This window comes from Caulobacter sp. AVps16, assembly GCF_058681455.1.
On record NZ_CM178739.1, the window covers coordinates 2,307,435 to 2,325,083 of the forward strand.

Annotated in this window: 18 protein-coding genes and 2 tRNA genes; 5 read left to right on the top strand and 15 right to left on the bottom strand. The window is 65.8% G+C overall.

The features are described from left to right. Positions 1-25: 25 nt before the first annotated feature. Entirely contained in the window at positions 26-730 is a 705-nt protein-coding gene (locus ACW17U_RS11105) for an energy transducer TonB family protein (protein WP_492052445.1), read from the top strand. Positions 731-795: 65 nt separating this feature from the next. Here the strand turns inward: ACW17U_RS11105 and ACW17U_RS11110 are convergent, their stop codons facing one another. Further along, a complete protein-coding gene (locus ACW17U_RS11110; protein WP_062145368.1) occupies positions 796-1,959 on the bottom strand; it encodes an acyl-CoA dehydrogenase family protein in 1,164 nt (387 codons plus the stop codon). A gap of 16 nt (positions 1,960-1,975) precedes the next feature. After that, a complete protein-coding gene (locus ACW17U_RS11115) occupies positions 1,976-3,010 on the bottom strand; it encodes an NAD(P)/FAD-dependent oxidoreductase (protein ID WP_492052446.1) in 1,035 nt (344 codons plus the stop codon). Between the two features lie 214 nt (positions 3,011-3,224). On the opposite strand from ACW17U_RS11115, the gene ACW17U_RS11120 reads away from it, so the two are divergent. Both ACW17U_RS11120 and ACW17U_RS11125 read left to right on the top strand, forming a co-directional pair. Then, on the top strand, positions 3,225-3,629 hold the full coding sequence (locus ACW17U_RS11120) for a helix-turn-helix domain-containing protein (protein ID WP_492052447.1): 405 nt from the start codon (positions 3,225-3,227) through the stop codon (positions 3,627-3,629). A gap of 153 nt (positions 3,630-3,782) precedes the next feature. After that, positions 3,783-5,123, top strand: a complete 1,341-nt coding sequence (locus tag ACW17U_RS11125; protein ID WP_492052448.1) for an FAD/NAD(P)-binding protein — start codon at positions 3,783-3,785, stop codon at positions 5,121-5,123. On the opposite strand, the gene ACW17U_RS11130 is transcribed toward ACW17U_RS11125, so the two are convergent. Next, a complete protein-coding gene (locus tag ACW17U_RS11130; RefSeq protein ID WP_492052449.1) occupies positions 5,120-7,126 on the bottom strand; it encodes a TonB-dependent receptor in 2,007 nt (668 codons plus the stop codon). The two genes, ACW17U_RS11125 and ACW17U_RS11130, sit on opposite strands and share 4 nt — an antisense overlap. Before the next feature lie 337 nt (positions 7,127-7,463). On the opposite strand from ACW17U_RS11130, the gene ACW17U_RS11135 reads away from it, so the two are divergent. Further along, positions 7,464-8,702 carry an acetyl-CoA C-acetyltransferase gene (locus ACW17U_RS11135; protein ID WP_492052450.1) on the top strand — a complete coding sequence of 413 codons (1,239 nt, stop codon included), beginning with the start codon at positions 7,464-7,466 and terminating at the stop codon, positions 8,700-8,702. Positions 8,703-8,773: 71 nt separating this feature from the next. Here ACW17U_RS11135 and ACW17U_RS11140 read toward each other — a convergent pair. The 12 genes from ACW17U_RS11140 to hisD all read right to left on the bottom strand — a co-directional run bounded on the left by ACW17U_RS11140 (position 8,774) and on the right by hisD (position 16,249). Next, positions 8,774-8,850: transfer RNA gene (locus ACW17U_RS11140), tRNA-His, on the bottom strand. 128 nt (positions 8,851-8,978) lie between these two features. Continuing rightward, positions 8,979-9,707, bottom strand: a complete 729-nt coding sequence (locus ACW17U_RS11145) for an energy transducer TonB (RefSeq protein WP_492052451.1) — start codon at positions 9,705-9,707, stop codon at positions 8,979-8,981. 9 nt (positions 9,708-9,716) lie between these two features. Beyond that, on the bottom strand, positions 9,717-10,148 hold the full coding sequence (locus tag ACW17U_RS11150; protein ID WP_492052452.1) for a biopolymer transporter ExbD: 432 nt from the start codon (positions 10,146-10,148) through the stop codon (positions 9,717-9,719). A gap of 5 nt (positions 10,149-10,153) precedes the next feature. Continuing rightward, positions 10,154-11,047, bottom strand: coding sequence for a MotA/TolQ/ExbB proton channel family protein (locus ACW17U_RS11155; RefSeq protein ID WP_062145354.1), 894 nt, complete (start codon positions 11,045-11,047; stop codon positions 10,154-10,156). A 644-nt stretch (positions 11,048-11,691) separates the two neighbouring features. Then, a tRNA-Phe gene (locus ACW17U_RS11160) sits at positions 11,692-11,767 on the bottom strand. 92 nt (positions 11,768-11,859) lie between these two features. Continuing rightward, positions 11,860-12,039, bottom strand: coding sequence for a DNA gyrase inhibitor YacG (locus ACW17U_RS11165; protein WP_492052453.1), 180 nt, complete (start codon positions 12,037-12,039; stop codon positions 11,860-11,862). Continuing rightward, a complete protein-coding gene (locus ACW17U_RS11170; RefSeq protein ID WP_492052454.1) occupies positions 12,036-13,079 on the bottom strand; it encodes a ribonuclease E/G in 1,044 nt (347 codons plus the stop codon). Before ACW17U_RS11170 ends, ACW17U_RS11165 begins: the two co-directional genes overlap by 4 nt. Beyond that, positions 13,076-13,672, bottom strand: coding sequence for a Maf family nucleotide pyrophosphatase (locus ACW17U_RS11175; protein ID WP_062145347.1), 597 nt, complete (start codon positions 13,670-13,672; stop codon positions 13,076-13,078). The genes ACW17U_RS11170 and ACW17U_RS11175 overlap by 4 nt, the downstream gene beginning before the upstream one ends. A 5-nt stretch (positions 13,673-13,677) precedes the next feature. Then, a complete protein-coding gene (infA, locus tag ACW17U_RS11180) occupies positions 13,678-13,896 on the bottom strand; it encodes a translation initiation factor IF-1 (RefSeq protein WP_035044427.1) in 219 nt (72 codons plus the stop codon). A 97-nt stretch (positions 13,897-13,993) separates the two neighbouring features. Continuing rightward, a complete protein-coding gene (locus ACW17U_RS11185; protein WP_062151313.1) occupies positions 13,994-14,389 on the bottom strand; it encodes an arsenate reductase/protein-tyrosine-phosphatase family protein in 396 nt (131 codons plus the stop codon). Positions 14,390-14,455: 66 nt separating this feature from the next. Beyond that, complete coding sequence (locus ACW17U_RS11190; protein WP_062145345.1) at positions 14,456-14,932, bottom strand: UPF0262 family protein; 477 nt, start codon at positions 14,930-14,932, stop codon at positions 14,456-14,458. Between the two features lie 21 nt (positions 14,933-14,953). Beyond that, positions 14,954-16,249 carry a histidinol dehydrogenase gene (gene hisD / locus ACW17U_RS11195; RefSeq protein ID WP_492052457.1) on the bottom strand — a complete coding sequence of 432 codons (1,296 nt, stop codon included), beginning with the start codon at positions 16,247-16,249 and terminating at the stop codon, positions 14,954-14,956. 996 nt (positions 16,250-17,245) lie between these two features. On the opposite strand from hisD, the gene ACW17U_RS11200 reads away from it, so the two are divergent. Further along, complete coding sequence (locus ACW17U_RS11200; protein ID WP_492052459.1) at positions 17,246-17,617, top strand: VOC family protein; 372 nt, start codon at positions 17,246-17,248, stop codon at positions 17,615-17,617. Positions 17,618-17,649 lie beyond the last annotated feature (32 nt).

Below are 17,649 nucleotides of genomic sequence, written 5' to 3' on the forward strand. Positions count from 1 at the left end.
CGTAATGTTCACAAGGGAGATCAACATGGCCATCGCGCTCAATCCCCATGGCTCCGGCTTTCCTGGACTGGCGCGAGGTCCGCGCAAACCCTCGCGAGTGCTGGTCATGGCCCTCGGCGCGTCCGCTGTCGTCCATCTCGGACTGATCGCCTATCTGGCCTACCAGAGGTCCGTGATCCCCCTGCCGGACGCGGTCGATGATCCCATCATCGTCGTTCTGCCCCCGTGGATCGAACCGCCACCGCCGCCGCCCCAGACGGTCGAGCGCCTGCCTTCAAACCCGATTCCCCTGCACCTGCCCTTGCCAACGCTCTTCACACCCCCTGTGACCCTTCCCGTCGCGCCGCCGGATATCCAGTCGCCCCCTGGCCTGACGGGCCCGCCGACCCTGTCCTCTGATCCGCCGCTGGAGGCACAACCCGTCACGCCCAGGCCCAAGGTGATCACCGGGGCGTCCTGGCTGCGCAAACCCTCGGCCGGGGATCTGGCGCGCTACTATCCCGAAGGCGCGGCACGCCGCGAAATCTCGGGCAGCGCGACACTGAGTTGCGCGGTCGCCGCCAACGGCTCAGTCCGCAACTGCATGATCATTTCGGAGACGCCGCTAGGCGAAGGCTTTGGCGACGCGGCCCTGAAGCTGTCGCGCTTCTTCCGAATGAGCCCGCAAACCGAAGACGGTCAAACCGTCGACGGAACCACGGTGCGCATTCCCATCCGCTTCAGCCTGTAAACAGGCCGTGGGCGGAACCCAGGCCGAACGGCCGGACCATCCCTTATGGTCCGGCCGACGACCTGTCAGTAGCTCTTGGGCAGGCCCAGAACGCGCTCTGCGATGAAATTGAGGATCATCTCGCGGCTGATCGGGGCAATCCGGGCGATCATGGCCTCGCGGAAGTATCGCTCGACGTCATACTCCTTGGCGTAACCCATGCCGCCATGAGCGAGGACGGCGTTCTCGCAGGCCGTGAAGCCGGCCTCGGCCCCGAGATACTTCGAAGCATTGGCCTCGGCTCCACAGTCCTTGCCGAGGTCGTAGAGCGCCGCGGCCTTGAAGGCGAGGAGATTGGCGGCTTCCAGCTCGGCCCAGGACCGGGCCAGCGGGTGGGCGACGCCCTGGTTCTGGCCGATGGGCCGACCGAACACGACCCGCTCCTTGGCATAGGTCGTGGCCTTGGCCAGGGCCGCGCGGCCCAGCCCGATGGCCTCGACGGCAAACAGGACGCGTTCAGGGTTCAGGCCATGCAGGAGGTAGGCGAAGCCCTTGCCCTCCTCGCCCACCAGGTCCTCGTCCGGCACGAACAGGTCCTCTATGAAGAGCATGTTACACTCGACCGCCTTGCGCCCCATCTTCGGGATCGGCTTGGCCTCGATCTTCTCGCGATCAGTGTAGAACAGGCTGAGCCCCTGGGTCGGCTTCGCGCACTGATCCTTGGGGGTTGTACGGGCGATGATCAGGATCTTGTTGGCGCGCTGGGCACCCGTGGTCCAGATCTTACGGCCATTCAGCCTGTAGCCACCGTCAACCTTCTCGGCCCGGGTTTCCAGGCTCGAGGTGTCGAGGCCCGAATTGGGTTCAGTGACGGCAAAGCACATCTTGTCCTGACCCGAGATCAGGCGTGGCAGGTGCCGGGCGCGCTGCTCATCCGTGCCGAACTTCACGATCGGCATTGGGCCGAAGATGTTGAGGTGGATCGCCGATGCGCCCGAGAAGCCGGCACCCGACTCCGTTACGGCCTGCATCATGATCGAGGCTTCGGTCAGGCCCAGTCCGGCACCGCCGACGCTTTCGGGCATGGCCACGCCCAGCCAGCCGCCTTCGGCGATCGCCGCGACAAACTCTTCCGGAAACTGACCCGTTTCGTCGGTACGCCGCCAATAGTCGTCGTCAAAGCCCGCGCAAAGTTTCGCAACTCCATCGCGGATAGCTTCCTGCTCGTCGGTCAGCCAAAATCCGGACATCTGTTCCCCTGCTTGCCTATGCCTCGGGCTCTCGATTGAAACGGCGCGCATCGAGCATTGCCGCTTCCGGTCCCGGGTCCTTGCCTGTCAGATACGCTGCGACCAGATCCGCCACAAGCGGTGCCAGCAGCCAGCCGTTGCGCCTGGCCCCGACCGCCAGCATGACGCCCGCAGTGACGCTCCAGCCCACCAGAGGCAAGCCGTCAGGCGTCGAGGCCCGCACGCCGACCCGGGTAATCACGGAGGCCGAAGCCAGCTCGGGGCGCAGGGCCGTGGCGGCCTTGAGCAAAGGGGCTGTGACCACCGGATCAGGACAGGGATCGTCCCGTCCATGCTCCATGGTCGCGCCGACGATCATTGATGCGCCGGGGCAAAGATAGACGCCCGCCCCCCGGATGACAGCCCCGGCCCCGGGGCCCTTGTCCAGGTTCAGGATCTGACCCTTGATCGGCTTCAGCACAGCGGTCTCGGGTGCTAGGCTGCCATCCCGGAGCGATGCACCTGTCGCCAGGACAAGCGTCTCAAAGGGCTGCGAGCGCCCGTCCGAGAGGTTCAGAACGCCTTTCTGGTAGCCGGAGACCGAGACCGACTCGAACCGGACGCCCAGGCCGATTGCGGCAGCCCTCAGCGCCGCCAAGGCCGCCGGGGCGTCCAGTCGCCAGTCTTCGGCCAGAACCAGCGCACCGTCCGCGGCCAGATCGCCGGGCAAGCCCAGGGCCTTGCGCCTTGCTTCAATCCCGGAGAGCCAGGCCGGGTCGCCTTCAATACGAACACCATGACGGCTGATCTCAAGGTCCAGGCCGGCGGCGAAATCCGGCCAATGGTCACGTGCCCTCTGCAGCAAGGCCAGGTGCGGCGATGAGGCCTCATCAAACAGCGCTTCACTGGCCGGTGCGAGCATACCCGCAGCAACGCCCGATGCCGTTTCGCCCGGCGGTGTCGGGTCAAAGACCGAGACGGCAAATCCCGCGCGCGCAAGGACCAGGGCTGTCGCCGACCCAAAGGCCCCGGCGCCGGCCACCGCGATCCGCGCGACTGACAAAGCTCCCATGCGGCGCAATCACCTCCCGGGCTTCCAAAGGTCAAGCCCTTGCCGGCAGAAGTTTCGTCCAACCCGATCCGCTGGTGCCACCCTGACGCGCATTGACGCAGCCCTGCTGCGCAGACGTGACTATGACAGTGATGTGAGGTTATCCTCAGGTCTCCGGTGGCGTCGCTCTCCCGCAGGAAGCTTTGGTCCGCGCCGCCGGAAGGAATGAATTGGCATGAACGGAAAGCCCCCCGCCGACCTGGCACATCCCGTCGACCTCTACGTCGGCTCCCGCCTCAGGATTCGGCGCAAGGTCATGGGGCTCAGTCAGACGCAGGTCGCCGTTGCCCTGGGCATTACATTTCAGCAGATCCAAAAGTATGAGCGCGGCTCCAACCGCATTAGCGCCTCAAAGCTTTTTGACGCCGCCCGCCTGCTTCAGGCACCCGTGTCCTATTTCTTCGAGGGCCTTGAAGAAACCGAAGACGGCCCGGACGACGGCCTTGCCCAACGCATGACAGAGTTCGTTTCCACCCCAGAAGGCCTGGAACTTGCCGCCCTGTTCCCGAAGCTGGATGACCGGCGTTTGCGGCGGCGGGTTGTCGACCTGGTCCGCGCCATGGTCGAAGAGACACATTAATTCACAACCCAAAGCCCCTGACTTGCCGGATTTCACCATCTGTCAGGCTGGAGTGTCTTGTGGCAGCAGTCACGAGTTGACCGCCGTTCGCTTGCGCCAAGGCGCGAATTCCGGGACAAGGATCAATATCCTACTTTTTTTGTAGAATTTAACATGCCCCCTCCCCCTCGCGTCGCTGTCATTGGCAGTGGCTTCAGTGGCCTGATGACGGCCCTGCACCTCTTGCGAGCGGATACCGTGCGCGTGCGTCTGATCGAAAAGACGGCGAACTTCGGCCGGGGCCTCGCCTACGGGACTGCCAATCCCGACCATCTGCTCAATGTGCGGGCTGGCAACATGAGCGCCTGGCCCGATGAGCCGGACCATTTTGCGCGCTGGCTGGCCCGGCACCGACCGGAGGCAGGGGCCTTTGCCCGCAGGAGCGAATACGGCCTCTATCTGCAAGGCCTGCTGAAAGAGGCCACAGAGGCCGATGACCGACTGTCACTGGCGGCTGGGGAAGCCATAGGACTGCGCCCAGACGGCACCGGCTGGAGGCTGGACTATGCCCATGGGCCGTCAGAGGCTGTGGACGCGGTGGTCCTGGCTCCGGGCAATCCGCCCCCGGCAAGACCAGATGGAATCGACGACCCTGTGGCCAGGAGCCAGATCTACCACCCAGATCCCTGGGCGCTTGAGCCGGAGGACTCCGCCACGAATGAGTTGCCGATTCTGCTGATCGGTTCTGGTCTGACCATGGTCGATGTCGCCCTCAGCCAGTCCCAGGCCGCTCCTGACAGGCCCTTGATCGCCTTGTCACGCCGCGGCCTGGCACCACTGGCCCACGCCGCGACCACGCCCGTCGAATCGCAAACACCGCCTGTTGGCGCGCCGCTGACGACCCTTCTCGTCTGGCTGAAATCCGAAGCCCGCCGTCTGGGTTGGCGAGAAGCCATTGACGCACTACGCCCCTATACCCCAGCGATCTGGGGTGCCTGGGACCCCACTCAGCGGCGCCGCTTCCTGCGCCATGCCCGGCCCTATTGGGATGCCCACCGCCATCGACTGGCCCCAGACGTCGCTCAGCGCATCCAGACGCTCTTGGACACCGGTACCCTCACCCATTTGACCGGCCGGATTGAGAGTCTGACCTTGGGGGCCACAGGGCTACAACTGCGCTGGCGGCCGCGCGGGCGTCGGGACATTCAGACCCTGGCAATCGGTCGTGCCATCAACTGTACAGGCCCGGCGGCCACCATCATGACCCACAAGGACCAACTGCTGGCCTCTCTGTGCACAAACGGTCTGGCGCGCGGCGACGCCCTGGGGCTTGGCCTGGACGTCGATCCTGAGGGGCGGCTCATCAAAGGTGATGGGACGTCGCACCGGAACCTGTTCGCAGTTGGGCCGGTGACCCGCGGTGCCTTCTGGGAAGTCACGGCCGTCCCGGATATCCGCGTGCAGGCGGCTCACACGGCCAGGGCCGTGATAGAGGCCCTGGAGCCCAAGGGCTAATCCAGAACCACCCTCAGCCCCAGGCGGACCATACGCGGCGCGGTTAGGCCCTCTACGCCGTCCGCTGTCCGTGAGGTTGCCATCGACTCATCCAGCAGGTTGTCGGCGGCCAGATAGGCCAGGACGGAGCGGGAAAGTCGCCAGTCCGCACGGGCATCAAGCCTGAGCCCCGCGCCAAGGACACGGCTGTTCAGGTCATCATCGAAGCGCTTGCCCTCCCAGACCAGGTCGGCAGAAAGGCTGAGGGGCTGAGAAACACGCCATGTCAGGCCTGTAGTCCCGCTCCAGATCGGGGCCTGGGCGGGCCGCTTGCCGGTGAGCTGCGGAGCCGCCGCGCCGCCGGCGACCCGGGCGTCCGTGATCGACAGGGCTGCCCGCACTGCGATGGCCTCACCCAGTTTGCCGGTGGCGCGCGCCTCAAGCCCGATTGCCGAGATCGCGCCTGTATTGCGCCGTTCACGCAGCACACCGCCCGCCGGTACGAAACCGGCGCGCGGGAAAGTCGCCGGACCCGCGCCCAGCGTGACATTGGCAATGGGATCCTCGATCCGGTTCCAGAAGGCTGTCGCCTCCAGCAGGCTCCACTGCCCCTGACGGGACACTCCGGCCTCGACCCCAAACAACCGCTCAGGCTGCAGGGCAGGATTGGCCTCGGTGAGGTCATTGCCGACCCGGAACGGGCGGTGCAGTTCGTTCAGGGTGGGGGGGCGAAAGCCGCTATAGCCCGCGAACCTGAGCGCCCGTCCCTCGCCCAGATGACGTAAAAAGCCCATGCGGGCCGAGATGACCTGCCCGTCGCGATCCGCCGACCGCTCGGAGAGGACCACTGCGCCGGAGGCCGCATCGGACTCAATCCGAAGGCCCCCACTGGAGGTCCAGCGATCCAGGCGCAGACCGCCGGCCAGCAGCCACCGATCATTCGTCCAGCTGCCCTCAGCATAGAGTCCGGCGACCGCCGTTTCGCCGCCAGCCCGGCGCACGCGGGTGAAGGCGCCGTTCAGATAGCGAAAGCGTTCATTCACCTCGCCTTCGGCCTGGCGCGCGTCCAGCCCGATTTCGCCCTCGAACGCGTCGGCGGCCCACCGCAGGGCCGCATTGACCCCCTGCCCCGTCGCCGGCGTGGCATACTGGTCATTGGCAGGCGTCGTCATGGCGCGATTGGCCGAGACGGAGACTGAGCTGTTGGCCAGATCGCTCTCACGCCGCCAGGCCTGTAGCCGCCAGCCCAGGCCGGTCGGTGCCGGATCCTGCACCAGTGTCGCACTGAACGAATCGCCTGAGGCCCTCGAGCGGGCACCGGCCAGACCTGCCCCTCGATCTTCGTAGAAATGGCCCAGGCGCACGGACAATTTTGTCTCCCCCAGAGGGGCGTCGAGCCGAAGGGCCGCACTGCGGGCATCAAGATCAGCGAGACGGTCTGCCGCGCCCCGTACCGGGCCACGCACGGGTCTGTAGCCGTCACTTCGGTCCAGCGCCCCGCTGGCGAACACCTGGACCCTGCCGACCCGACCCGTGCCGACCGCTGACACCCGGTTCGATCCGAAACGTCCCGTTGCAAGGTCCACCGCCGTGCCGGTGTCACGCTCCCGCAGGGCGATGACGCCGGTCAATGCCCCAGCGCCGTAGGGACCGGCCCCCGCGCCGCGGATGATGTCGATGCCGGACAGGGCCTCCGGCGCCAGCTGTGACCAGATCACCCAGCCCCCAAAGGGGTCGTTCAGGGGAACGCCGTCGAGCAGAACCAAGGTCCGGCCCGCCCCAGAAGGGGCCATCGCCCTCAGGCTGATCCCCTGGGTCGTGGGATTGGCCGCCAGGCTGGACGCGCGCCGAAAGAGCGAAACGCCCGGTGTCCGGCTGAGCGCCTCATCGACCCGCGTGGCAGAGGCCAAGTCCGCCTCACTGATCCGCAGCCCGGAAAAGGCGGAATCGCCCAGACGCGGTGGGAAACGCGCTGCCGTCACGACGACAGGAGCCAGGGCTGGCGGCGGCAGATCAACAGGCACGAACAACTCCTCCCTCTAGCCGACTCGAGCATCGAATGGCGGTGCCAATGGCCGAATCCGCCCTCACCTGCCGTCACCGCCCAATCTGCATGGTCTCGATGCGCGCGTCCCGGGGCATTCGAAGGAAACTCCGGCATCGCCGGACGGAACCAAGGCAGCATGGCCGCCAGAATACAGCGAAGGACTTGGAGCCAGCCTTCTTGAGTCCTGACCTGGCATGGCCCTGCCCCCCGGAGGCGCAAGTTTGCGCTGGACTGCCCCAAGGGCGCCGCCCGTTTCATTCTGCCGCCGCACCGCCTCGACGCGTTTAGCGGCCCAAAGATCAGGAGGAGGCCGCATGCCCGAAGCACTCATCATTGACGCCTGCCGCACGCCCCGCGGCATCGGCAAGGTCGGCAAGGGGGCCCTCGCAGACTTTCATCCCCAGCATCTGGCGGCCACCGTCCTGAGGGCACTGGCGGACCGCAACGGTCTCAATACAGCCGAGGTCGACGACATCATCTGGGGCACCAGCACCCAGCGTGGCAAGCAGGGAGGGGATCTGGGTCGCATGGCTGCGCTTGACGCCGGCTATGACGTCAGGGCCAGCGGCATGACCCTCGACCGCTTCTGCGGATCGGGTATCACCACGGTCAATCTTGCCGCGGCCTCGATCATGTCCGGCATGGAGGATCTGGTGATCGCCGGTGGAACCGAGATGATGTCCTACACGGCCGCCACGGCGGACCGGACTTCGCCGGGCCTGCTGGACTCGGGCAATCTACGCCTCCGTGCCCGGCACCCGCAGAGCCACCAGGGCGTCTGCGCCGACGCCATCGCCACTCTTGAAGGCATTTCCCGGCAGGCTCTCGACGAACTGGCCGTTGTCAGTCAGCAGCGGGCCGACCAGGCCATCCGCGAAGGACGCTTCGACCGCGCCCTGGTGCCGGTGTTGCATGAGGACGGCAGAGTCGCCCTCGATCGGGAAGAGTTTCCCCGCCCCCAGACGACCCTCGAGAGCCTATCCCAGCTGAAGGCCTCGTTCGAAATGATGGCCGGCGTGCCGATCGATGAGGCGGGCACGACCCTGGGCGGTTTGATCCACCAGGTCTATCCAGATCTGAAAATCACCCACGTGCACCACGCCGGCAATTCGTCGGGCGTCGTCGATGGTGCCGCTGCGGTGCTGCTGGCCTCCCCCGCCTATGCCGCTGCCCATGGCCTGAAACCCCGGGCGCGGGTTGTGGCCATGGCCAACATCGGCGACAGCCCGACCCTGATGCTCAATGCCCCGGTCCCGGCCGCCCGCAAGGTCCTGGCCAAGGCGGGACTGACAGTCGACGACATCGATCTCTGGGAAATCAATGAGGCCTTTGCCGTCGTGGCTGAGAAGTTCATCCGCGACCTGAACCTCGACCGGGACAAGGTCAATGTGAATGGCGGGGCCATGGCTCTCGGCCATCCCATCGGGGCGACCGGCTCGATCCTGATCGGGACGATCCTCGACGAGCTGGAACGCCGGGACCTCAAGCGCGGCCTGGTGACCATGTGCGCGGCCGGCGGCATGGCTCCGGCCATCATCATCGAGCGCCTCTGACGCCCGACGCGTTCGATCCCGACAAACGAAAAGGCCCCGGCTTCCGCCGGGGCCTTTTTTGTCGCTGGCGATGGTACCGCCTCTCAGGCTTGAACTGAGGACCTCCGGTTCCACAAACCGGCGCTCTAACCAACTGAGCTAAGGCGGCGCATCGCGAGGGAGTGTCTTTAGTCGGAGGCGCGAGCCGGATCAAGCACCGAAACGGCCCACGCAAAAGGAAAACGCCCCGGAGCCGAAACTCCGGGGCGTTCCCATCTTTGCCGGTCAGTCCTGGCCCTATTGCGGGACCTGGAAGACGATCGGAACCGTGATGGCACCACCGTCGACGGGTGCACCGTCGAGGGTCTTCGGCTTCATCCGGAAGAGGCGCGACAGTCGCAGCGCCGCTTCACCGAAGCCGTAGTCGGCGGGGTTCTCGGAGACCACAGAGCAGCCTTCCAGAGTTCCCTTGGCCGTCACGGTGCACGAGATCGTCGCGCGGCCGTTGACTTCCATCCGTTGGGCACGGTCCGGGTAGTACCGGGCCATGTCTTCACCACTGGGCTTGCGGGCCCAGTCCGGACGCGTGATCACCGAAGCGCGCGGCGGTGGCGTTGCCACCGGCGGAGCTGCCGAGATCACCGGCGGCGCTGTCTGTTCCACCCGCTTTTCAACGGGAGGGATCGGCAGCGGCGGCGGCGGCGTGATGTCCGGCGGCGGCGCTATCGGAGGACGCGGCTGGACCACCGCCGGCGGAGGCGGGGGCTCATTGGTCGGGGGCGGCGGCGGAGGCGGCGGAGGCGGCGGCGGGGGCGGGGGCGGAAGCTCCACGTCCACGGCGTCGTCCGAGTACTCCTTGAAGACCGACTCGAACTTCTGCTTCGCCAGATAGGCAAACAAAGCAGCGTGCAAGCCGACCACGACTAGGGTCGCGATACCAAAGGCACCAAGACCCTTCTTCCGTCGAGGCCCGTCCGAGGTGAGCGGATCGTAGCGGCGATGCTCGGGCGTTTGTTGTTCAGCCATGCACCACCCCTAGTTATCTTCCCGGCCGATGAGCGCCACGCTGTAGAAGCCGTTATCCTGGAGGGTGTTCATCACCTCCATGAAAGCTCCATAGCGAGTCTTCTCGTCAGCACGGATGTAGATACGCTCCTTAGTCGGATCGCGTCTGCCGATGTTCTTCGCGAGGTCCTGACCCATCGTATCAACCGTCGTCTCAAAGTCGCCGATATAGACTTTGCCCGACTGCTGGATGGAGATGTAGACCGGCTTCGGCGGGGTCTCCGACTGTTTCGCAACCGCCGGCGGCAGGTTCACTTCGACCGTCACGGAGGCGAGCGGAGCCGCCACCATGAAGATGATCAGGAGAACCAGCATAACGTCCACGAAGGGCGTAACGTTGATCTCGCTGTTCTGTTCGACGTTAAACCTGTCGCCCCCACCGCCTGAGAGTTTGGCGGCCATCGGAGTTACGCCCCTTTGTCGAGTTGGCGCGAAATGGCGTTCATCAGTTCAGCAACGAAGCCTTCCGAGCGCGTGCCGTAGGCCGAGATGCGGGTCTGGAAGTAGTTGTAGAAGATAACTGCCGGAATAGCGGCGAACAGACCGATACCCGTGGCGAGCAGCGCTTCGGCGATACCGGGAGCGACGACGGCCAGGTTGGTCGTGTTGGTGTTCGCAATGCCGATGAACGAGGTCATGATCCCGTAAACGGTACCGAACAGACCGATGAACGGACCACCCGAGCCGACCGAGGCCAGGAACACCATGCCACCCGACAGGCGCTTGGCGAGCGAGGCTTGCACGGCGTTGATGGCGTAGCTTGCACGAGCGATGGTCGAGTCACGGTGCTCGCCGCCGACCGCCAGGCCAGCTTGACGCGACAGTTCGACTTCTTGACCAGCCGCAGCGGCCATGTCGGCCATCGGGTTGCCTTCGAATTCTTCCGAGGAACCGATGCGCGCGATGTCAGCGATCGAACGGGCACCGCGGAAGGCTTCGAGGAACTTGTCGGACTGCTTATTGAGGGCGCCGAACTCGAACATCTTCGTGATCAGCAGAACCCACGAGAACACCGAGGCGAGGATCAGGCCGATCATCACGACCTTAACGACCACGCCAGCCGCCATGAACATGCCGACCGGGGTCAGCGAGTGGCTTTCCTTCTTGGCTTCTTCGGCAGCAGGCTCTTCAGCAGGAGCCGGGGCCGGGGCAACGGCGGCATCAGCGGCCGGTGCGGCGGTGCTTTCGGCGGCGGCCGGGGCGGTAGCCGCGGCGTCCTGAGCGAAAGCGGGAGCGCTTACCATCAGCGCCATGGCGCCAACGAGAGCGATGAGGGGGGTCTTCCGTTTAATGTCGAGCATCTGTCGCCAGTTCCTGATTGGTCTAGCACGTTTGGACCGAGGGTCGTCGCGCGAGAGCGTTTCTACCCTAACTCTGAATAGTCCCCTAAGGCGGTCGATTTCTCTTCCAACCTCAGCGGACCCGCTTCGCTGCGCTCGACCCGTTACGCCCCTCACGAGGACTAGGCCCTCCAGAAGGATCGTTTCGAAGCGCGGATGACCAAAGCCCCCGAAGAGACTTTGACCTTACCCCAATGTTAGAATTGCGGCAGGGGTCCTTTGGCAACCCCTTTTCGTACCGTCAAGAGGTTCTTCTGGGCATAAAATCGTCGTCGCGCCGATGCCCGGGCACCCCTTGCTGCAGCGCACAAATGCGAAATCAGGATTTAAGGGCGGTTTTTCCCTATCAACGGGAAAGTTCATGCTGCAATGCAGCGAAACCACAAAACGACGGTTGATGAGGCATGGGCAACGATGACATTGCGCCTGCCAAATATCGATCCCCTTGGCCAAGGCCGCATAGCCGTGCCGAAAATCGATATCGCCCGACGATTCCCGCCGATCCCAAAGCCAAAGGTGCGACCAAAGCGCGCAAGTCGATGCGGATCGACGTCATAAGCGTCCAAGGCCCGCTCGCGACCGTTTCCAAACACTTGAAAAGATAGTGGTGCCTGGAGCCGGATTCGAACCAGCGACACGCGGATTTTCAATCCGCTGCTCTACCAACTGAGCTATCCAGGCCCTTGGGCCAAGCGGTCCAAAAACCGCTTCAGCGCCCGCCTCACAGCGGGGAGCCGCGTCTATAGGCGAGGCCGATTTGGTTGTCCAGCGCCCTAATCGTCATTCCTGTAGATGTCGCCCGAGCCGGGATTCTCTTCCTCATCGTCCGTCGCCGGGACCACGTAACGTCCCGAAAGCCACCGCTGCAGATCCACGTCCGAGCAACGCTTGGAGCAAAAGGGGCGGAACGCCGGATCGAAGGGCTTGCTGCAGATGGGGCAGGCACTGCTCATCTTACGAACACCTCCAGGCGCTCAACCGACCAGTCGGCGACGGGCTCGATGACGAATCGGCGACCCAGACGGTCCGCGACTCCGCTATCCAGCTCGGCAAAGGCGTCAGCGACGGTTGGGGCGCAGCGGGCAAGAAGGCGGCCGCCGGGATCGGCCCTCCCCTCGCGCTCCAGGGCCCGCGCAACCCGACGCGCCATGGCGGCAGGCCGCGGCTGGCCGTCTACATCCAGCAAACGGTCGAGAATCGATCGACTGCGACGCGGCAGGGTCATTTCCAGCGTGCCAAACCGGCTGATCGCGCCGATCGCTACGCCGGGATTGTCGACGGAAAAGGCATTGCGGGCCGCCGTTGACAGGGCCTGGCCGTCATGGCCCCGGCCCACGAGATCAAAGACGACGATCCCGCCCAGGCCCTTGAGCCGCAGGATTCTCGCCGCGACGCCCAGGGCGGCCATATTGGCCTGTCGGGCCGCACGCTTGGCGTCCAGGCCTTCGCGTGCACCCAGGTCGACATCGACCGCCACCAGGGCCCGGGTCGGCTCGATGCTGATATCGCCACCGCCGGGCAGGGCAAAGACCGTCTCCAGAGCCTCGGCCTCGGCGGCCTCAACGGCCTGCAGGGCCGCCTCGCCCCCGGTCGGGGACCCGGACTTGACCAGAAGGCGCAGCTGCTGCTCGACGGTAAAGGCCGGCTCGAGCACACGCGGCTCGCCCTCCCCTTCCCCGATGAACCGCGCCACGGCCGCCTTGTCGCGACGCGAGGGGGTCCGAATCTCGATCTCGACCAGCCCGCCCTCGACCAGCTTGGGCATGTCTGGGCGCAGGGGTAGCAGCACATCCTGGCCACCGGGCAGTTGTACAAAGGCGGAGGCGAAGGCCTTCTCGATCTTGCGGACGCGGGCCACGCCGCGAACGCCTTCGACGTCCAGAGGATCATCACCGTCCCAGGTGGCGATCAGCCGTTCCGGCCGACCATCCAGGGTGACGACACCGACCGTCTCGCCGACGCCCTTGTAGAGATAGGCCCGACGTTCACTCATGAGCCGCTCCAGCCCAGGCCACGCAGCAGGTTCAGGGTCTCATAGAGCGGTAGGCCGACCACGCCGGTATAGGAGCCCTGCAGGTCGATGATGAAGCCGCCGGCCACGCCCTGGACGGCATAGCCGCCGGCCTTGCCTCGCCATTCGCCGCTGGCCAGATAGTCGGCGCGTTCTAGTTCGGACAGGCGCTTGACCTGTACCCGCGTCTCAACCAGCCGTGCCGCCTCGCGGCCATCCGGCGCGATCGCGGCCACGGCCGTCAGCACCTTGTGATTGCGGCCCGACAGGAGGGACAGGCAGTGGATCGCCTGGTCCTCGGTCTCGGCCTTGGGCAGGATCCGTCGCCCGACGGCGACGACCGTATCCGCCGCCAGGACAAAGTCGCCCGGAGCCCGACTCGCCACAGCACGCGCCTTTTGCCGCGCCAGTCGCAGGGCGTGGAGACGCGGCGTCTCATCGCGCTCGGGCGTTTCATCGATGTCGGCGGGATCGATACGGTCTGGCGTGACACCGACCTGCTTGAGCAGATCAAGGCGCCGGGGGCTCGCGCTGGCCAGAACCAGCGCCGGCTGGACGGCCGTCTGCGAGGCCATCAATCCTACTTGAACCGGTAGGTGATGCGGCCCTTGGTCAGGTCATAGGGCGTCATTTCGACCAGCACCTTGTCACCGGCCAGAACGCGGATGCGGTTCTTGCGCATCTTGCCGGCGGTGTGGGCGATGATCTCGTGGGCGTTTTCCAACGTCACGCGAAAGGTCGCATTGGGCAGCAGTTCGCTGACCGTACCGGGAAACTCAAGAAGTTCTTCCTTAGCCATCAGGCCTCTCAATGGGAGCAAACAGATAGCCGCGCGGACGCCCCGACCGGGGTGGTCGAGACGTGAGCCGTCGCAGCGAGGCGCCTCTATAGCGCATTCACCCCCCAAACGTCGATGGCGCGCCGAAACGTCTCTTGATGGCCTCGGCCAGGTCGTCGCGGACCTCGCGATAGGCCGCCAGCCGCGCCTCCCGCGAGCCGTCGACCAGGGTGGGGTCATGGGTCGGCCAGTATTCGATTTCGACCGCCCGGTCCCGCGCCAGCTCGACGGCGCGGTGCTGCGCCTCCGGGGTGAGCGACACGACGACGTCGAAACTGTCGTCCTCCAGCTGGCCAAAGGTCTTGGGCTTATGATCGGAAACGTCCAGGCCCAGCTCGTCCATCACGGCGATCACGAAGGGGTCGATCCCCTCGCCGGTGGGGTCTCCACGCAGCCCGCACGAATCAACGAAGGCCCTTGTTCCGTAGAATCGCTTGAACAGCCCCTCGGCCATGGGCGAGCGCACCCGGTTGAAATTGCAGGTGAAGAGGACGGCGTCCGGCAGAGCAGGCAAGGTGCCCTAGCCTCGCCAGTGCAGCGCGCAGATCAGGGTGAACAGCCGCCTTGCGGTGTCGAGGTCGGTCTTGACCTTGCCCTCGAGGCGCTCGCGCAGCAGGGACGAGCCTTCGTTGTGCAGGCCGCGCCGCCCCATATCCAGGGCCTCGATCTGCTGCGGCGTCGAGTTGCGGATCGCCGAGTAATAGCTGTCGCAGATCATGAAGTAGTCCTTGATCACCCCCTTGAAGGGCGACAGGGACAGCAGGTGCCGGCGCTCATAGCCGGGGCCGCCGATATCGAAGGCCAGCCGGTTCTCGATCAGGGAGAGCTTCAGGTCATAGGGACCGCCCTGGCCGTCCGCCGGTTCGAAATAGTTCGAATCAAGCAGATCGAAGATCGCGACCTGACGCTCCTGCTCCTGGTCGCGCGAGGCGGCGGCAAGGCTGTCATCGTCTATGACGATCGACTTCAGATACTGGTTGGCGCGGTCATCGGTCATGGTTGGGCGGAGATTTGCCCGTCAGCCTTCGGAAGGCAACCGGCCCAGCCGGATTTGCGCCGAAAGGGCGTGGGCCGGCAGGCCTTCAGCCGTGGCCAGGGCCGCCGTGTGCGGCCCCAGAATGGCAAAGGAGGCCGCATTGCACTTGGCGATCGAGGTGCGCTTGAGGAAGTCGTAGATCGACAGCCCCGACTGGAAGCGGGCCGCGCGGCTGGTCGGCAAGACGTGGTTGGAGCCGGCCACATAGTCGCCGATGGCTTCCGGGGTCAGGCGACCCAGGAAGATCGCGCCGGCATGGCGCACGCGGTCAGACAGGCGCTCGGGATTGTCGAGGGCGAACTCGACGTGCTCGGGGGCTATGGCGTCGACCAGGGCCGGGCTCTCGTCCAGCGGGGCGATGATCACCGCGCCGTGGTCGCGCCACGAGGCGGCGGCGTCCTGGCCGGTGGCCAGGGTCTTCAGCCGTTCCAGCACGGCGGCCTCGACGGCGTCGGCGAAGGCCGGGTCGTCGGTGATCAGGATCGACTGGGCGGCCGGGTCGTGCTCGGCCTGGCTCAGCAGGTCGGCGGCGATCCAGTCGGGATTGTTCTGGTTGTCGGCCACGACGACGATCTCGGAGGGCCCCGCCAGGGCGTCGATGCCGACCACGCCATACAGGCGGCGCTTGGCAGCGGTGACATAGGCATTGCCGGGACCGACGATCTTGTCGACCGGCTGGATCGGACCGGCCCCATAGGCCAGGGCGGCCACAGCCTGGGCCCCGCCGATGCGCCAGATCTCGGTGACCCCGGCCTCCTTGGCAGCGGCCAGCACGGCCGGCTGCAGCTTGCCGGGCGGGGTGACCATGGCGATACGGTCGACCCCGGCCACCTGGGCGGGCACGGCGTTCATCAGCACGGTGGAGGGATAGGCCGCCCGGCCGCCGGGCACATAGACGCCCACGGCCTCGATCGGCGTCCAGCGCCAGCCCAGCTCCACCCCGGCCTCGTCAGTCCAGGCCTGGTCGGCCGGCCGCTGGCGGGCGTGATAGGCGCGGATGCGGGCGGCTGCGAAGGCGATGGCCTCGCGCACGTCAGCGGGGGTTTGCGCGGCGCCGGCCTCGATTTCCTCGGCCGTGACGCGGACGGTCTGTTCGGTCAGGTCGACGCGGTCGAACCTGCGGGTCAGGTCCAGCACCGCCTGGATCCCGCCGGTGCGGACGGCCTCCAGCACCTCGACGACCGAGGCGTCGACATCGGCCGGCGATCCCCGCGGCTCATCGAGAAAGGCCCTGAAGGCGGCAGCGAAATCGGGGTCGGCAAAGTCTAAGCGGCGCATGGCGTGTAGATGCGGGTTTTTGCGGGGGAGACAAGGGGCAATGGCGCACTTGGCCCCTCCTGACCTGCTTCGCAGGTCGTCCTCCCCCGGAGGGGGAAGATGAGGTCCGCGCGTTTCATCTTCCCCCTCCGGGGGAAGACTGCTGCGCAGCAGCCCGTAGGGGGCAAGTCTGGCGGACACGGCTTCGCAGCCTCGCGCGGAAACCGCCGAGTTGAAGGGAAGGGTCGCGGAGCGTCCGGGCCTCGCCCGGATGTGAGTTTGACTAAGTACCGTTTCGACGAAGACAGACGCTCCGCGTGACCGTTATCCCTCTGGCCGGGGCGCGCAGGTCTGGTTCAACCTTTTGCCCCACCCGAGCCTTGTCCTCCTCGCGACGGACTTGAGCCTTGGGCTGCAGCCGCGCCGATTCCGGAGGGACCCGGAGCGAACCTTCGGACGGGCGGAGGCCCTGGCAGACCTCCGATAGGCAGGTTTACGTCCCCTGCCCTCGCATTAACCGCCGCCCGGGCAGTCGCCCGAACGGCAGCCCGCTCGATCACCCCTGACAGCCGTCTCAGTCGCCGGCCGGACGCCCTTCCCGTGCTGTCAGGTGAGACTGATTATGCGGGCGGATTTAGCGCGTCGGATTGGCGCGGTGGTTCTTTTTGCAAGCGATTGATCGGGCTGGGGTTTGTTCTGGAAGACACGGGGATTGAGCGCCCTCTATCCCCTCACTTGCCCCCTACGGGTCGCTTCGCGACCGTCTTCCCCCGGAGGGGGAAGATGAGGTCGGCGCGTTTCATCTTCCCCCCGACAGGGGGGAGGACGACCTGCGTAGCAGGTCAGGAGGGGGCCTGCGGCGTCGGCCGGAAGACGCGCCCCAACTGGGGCGCTCCTCCAATCCCCCGGCGAGAGGATCGCCAGTCTGTCGACGAGATCTCGGGATGAGCCGGACACGGGACGTGCAGCATGGTCCGGGCGGCGCTACAGAATTAGATCGAGCAGGAGGCACGCACCATGGGCAATCCCGTGTTTCACTTCGAGATACCGGTCACCGACATGGAGCGGGCCATCTCCTTCTATGAAGCCGTGATCGGCTACAGCTTGTCGCGACAGGAGGTCGACGGCTACCTGATGGCCTTCTTTCCGCGAGACGATGGAGCACCAGGATCCAGCGGCGCGCTGGCCAAGGGCGACGTCTACAAGCCCTCAAAGGAGGGGGCGATCATCTACTTCGACGTACCCGACATTGACGCCGTTCTCCGGCGCGCCCAGGCGCACGGGGCCAGGGTGCTCTATGCAAAGAAGGACATCGGCGAGGCGGGTTACGTCGCCGAGATCGAAGACAGCGAAGGCAACCGCATCGCTCTTTCGCAGGCGAAGGCCTGAACAGCCGCTCTGAGATGGGGTGGAGGGTTGAT

Bases quoted from the DNA above. Each gene is read 5' to 3' on its own strand.
- ACW17U_RS11105 (WP_492052445.1), top strand. From the start codon at position 26: ATGGCCATCGCGCTCAATCCCCATGGCTCCGGCTTTCCTGGACTGGCG.
- ACW17U_RS11110 (WP_062145368.1), bottom strand. From the start codon at position 1,959: ATGTCCGGATTTTGGCTGACCGACGAGCAGGAAGCTATCCGCGATGGA.
- ACW17U_RS11115 (WP_492052446.1), bottom strand. From the start codon at position 3,010: ATGGGAGCTTTGTCAGTCGCGCGGATCGCGGTGGCCGGCGCCGGGGCC.
- ACW17U_RS11120 (WP_492052447.1), top strand. From the start codon at position 3,225: ATGAACGGAAAGCCCCCCGCCGACCTGGCACATCCCGTCGACCTCTAC.
- ACW17U_RS11125 (WP_492052448.1), top strand. From the start codon at position 3,783: ATGCCCCCTCCCCCTCGCGTCGCTGTCATTGGCAGTGGCTTCAGTGGC.
- ACW17U_RS11135 (WP_492052450.1), top strand. From the start codon at position 7,464: ATGCCCGAAGCACTCATCATTGACGCCTGCCGCACGCCCCGCGGCATC.
- ACW17U_RS11145 (WP_492052451.1), bottom strand. From the start codon at position 9,707: ATGGCTGAACAACAAACGCCCGAGCATCGCCGCTACGATCCGCTCACC.
- ACW17U_RS11150 (WP_492052452.1), bottom strand. From the start codon at position 10,148: ATGGCCGCCAAACTCTCAGGCGGTGGGGGCGACAGGTTTAACGTCGAA.
- ACW17U_RS11155 (WP_062145354.1), bottom strand. From the start codon at position 11,047: ATGCTCGACATTAAACGGAAGACCCCCCTCATCGCTCTCGTTGGCGCC.
- ACW17U_RS11165 (WP_492052453.1), bottom strand. From the start codon at position 12,039: ATGAGCAGTGCCTGCCCCATCTGCAGCAAGCCCTTCGATCCGGCGTTC.
- ACW17U_RS11170 (WP_492052454.1), bottom strand. From the start codon at position 13,079: ATGAGTGAACGTCGGGCCTATCTCTACAAGGGCGTCGGCGAGACGGTC.
- ACW17U_RS11175 (WP_062145347.1), bottom strand. From the start codon at position 13,672: ATGGCCTCGCAGACGGCCGTCCAGCCGGCGCTGGTTCTGGCCAGCGCG.
- infA (WP_035044427.1), bottom strand. From the start codon at position 13,896: ATGGCTAAGGAAGAACTTCTTGAGTTTCCCGGTACGGTCAGCGAACTG.
- ACW17U_RS11185 (WP_062151313.1), bottom strand. From the start codon at position 14,389: ATGGCCGAGGGGCTGTTCAAGCGATTCTACGGAACAAGGGCCTTCGTT.
- ACW17U_RS11190 (WP_062145345.1), bottom strand. From the start codon at position 14,932: ATGACCGATGACCGCGCCAACCAGTATCTGAAGTCGATCGTCATAGAC.
- hisD (WP_492052457.1), bottom strand. From the start codon at position 16,249: ATGCGCCGCTTAGACTTTGCCGACCCCGATTTCGCTGCCGCCTTCAGG.
- ACW17U_RS11200 (WP_492052459.1), top strand. From the start codon at position 17,246: ATGGGCAATCCCGTGTTTCACTTCGAGATACCGGTCACCGACATGGAG.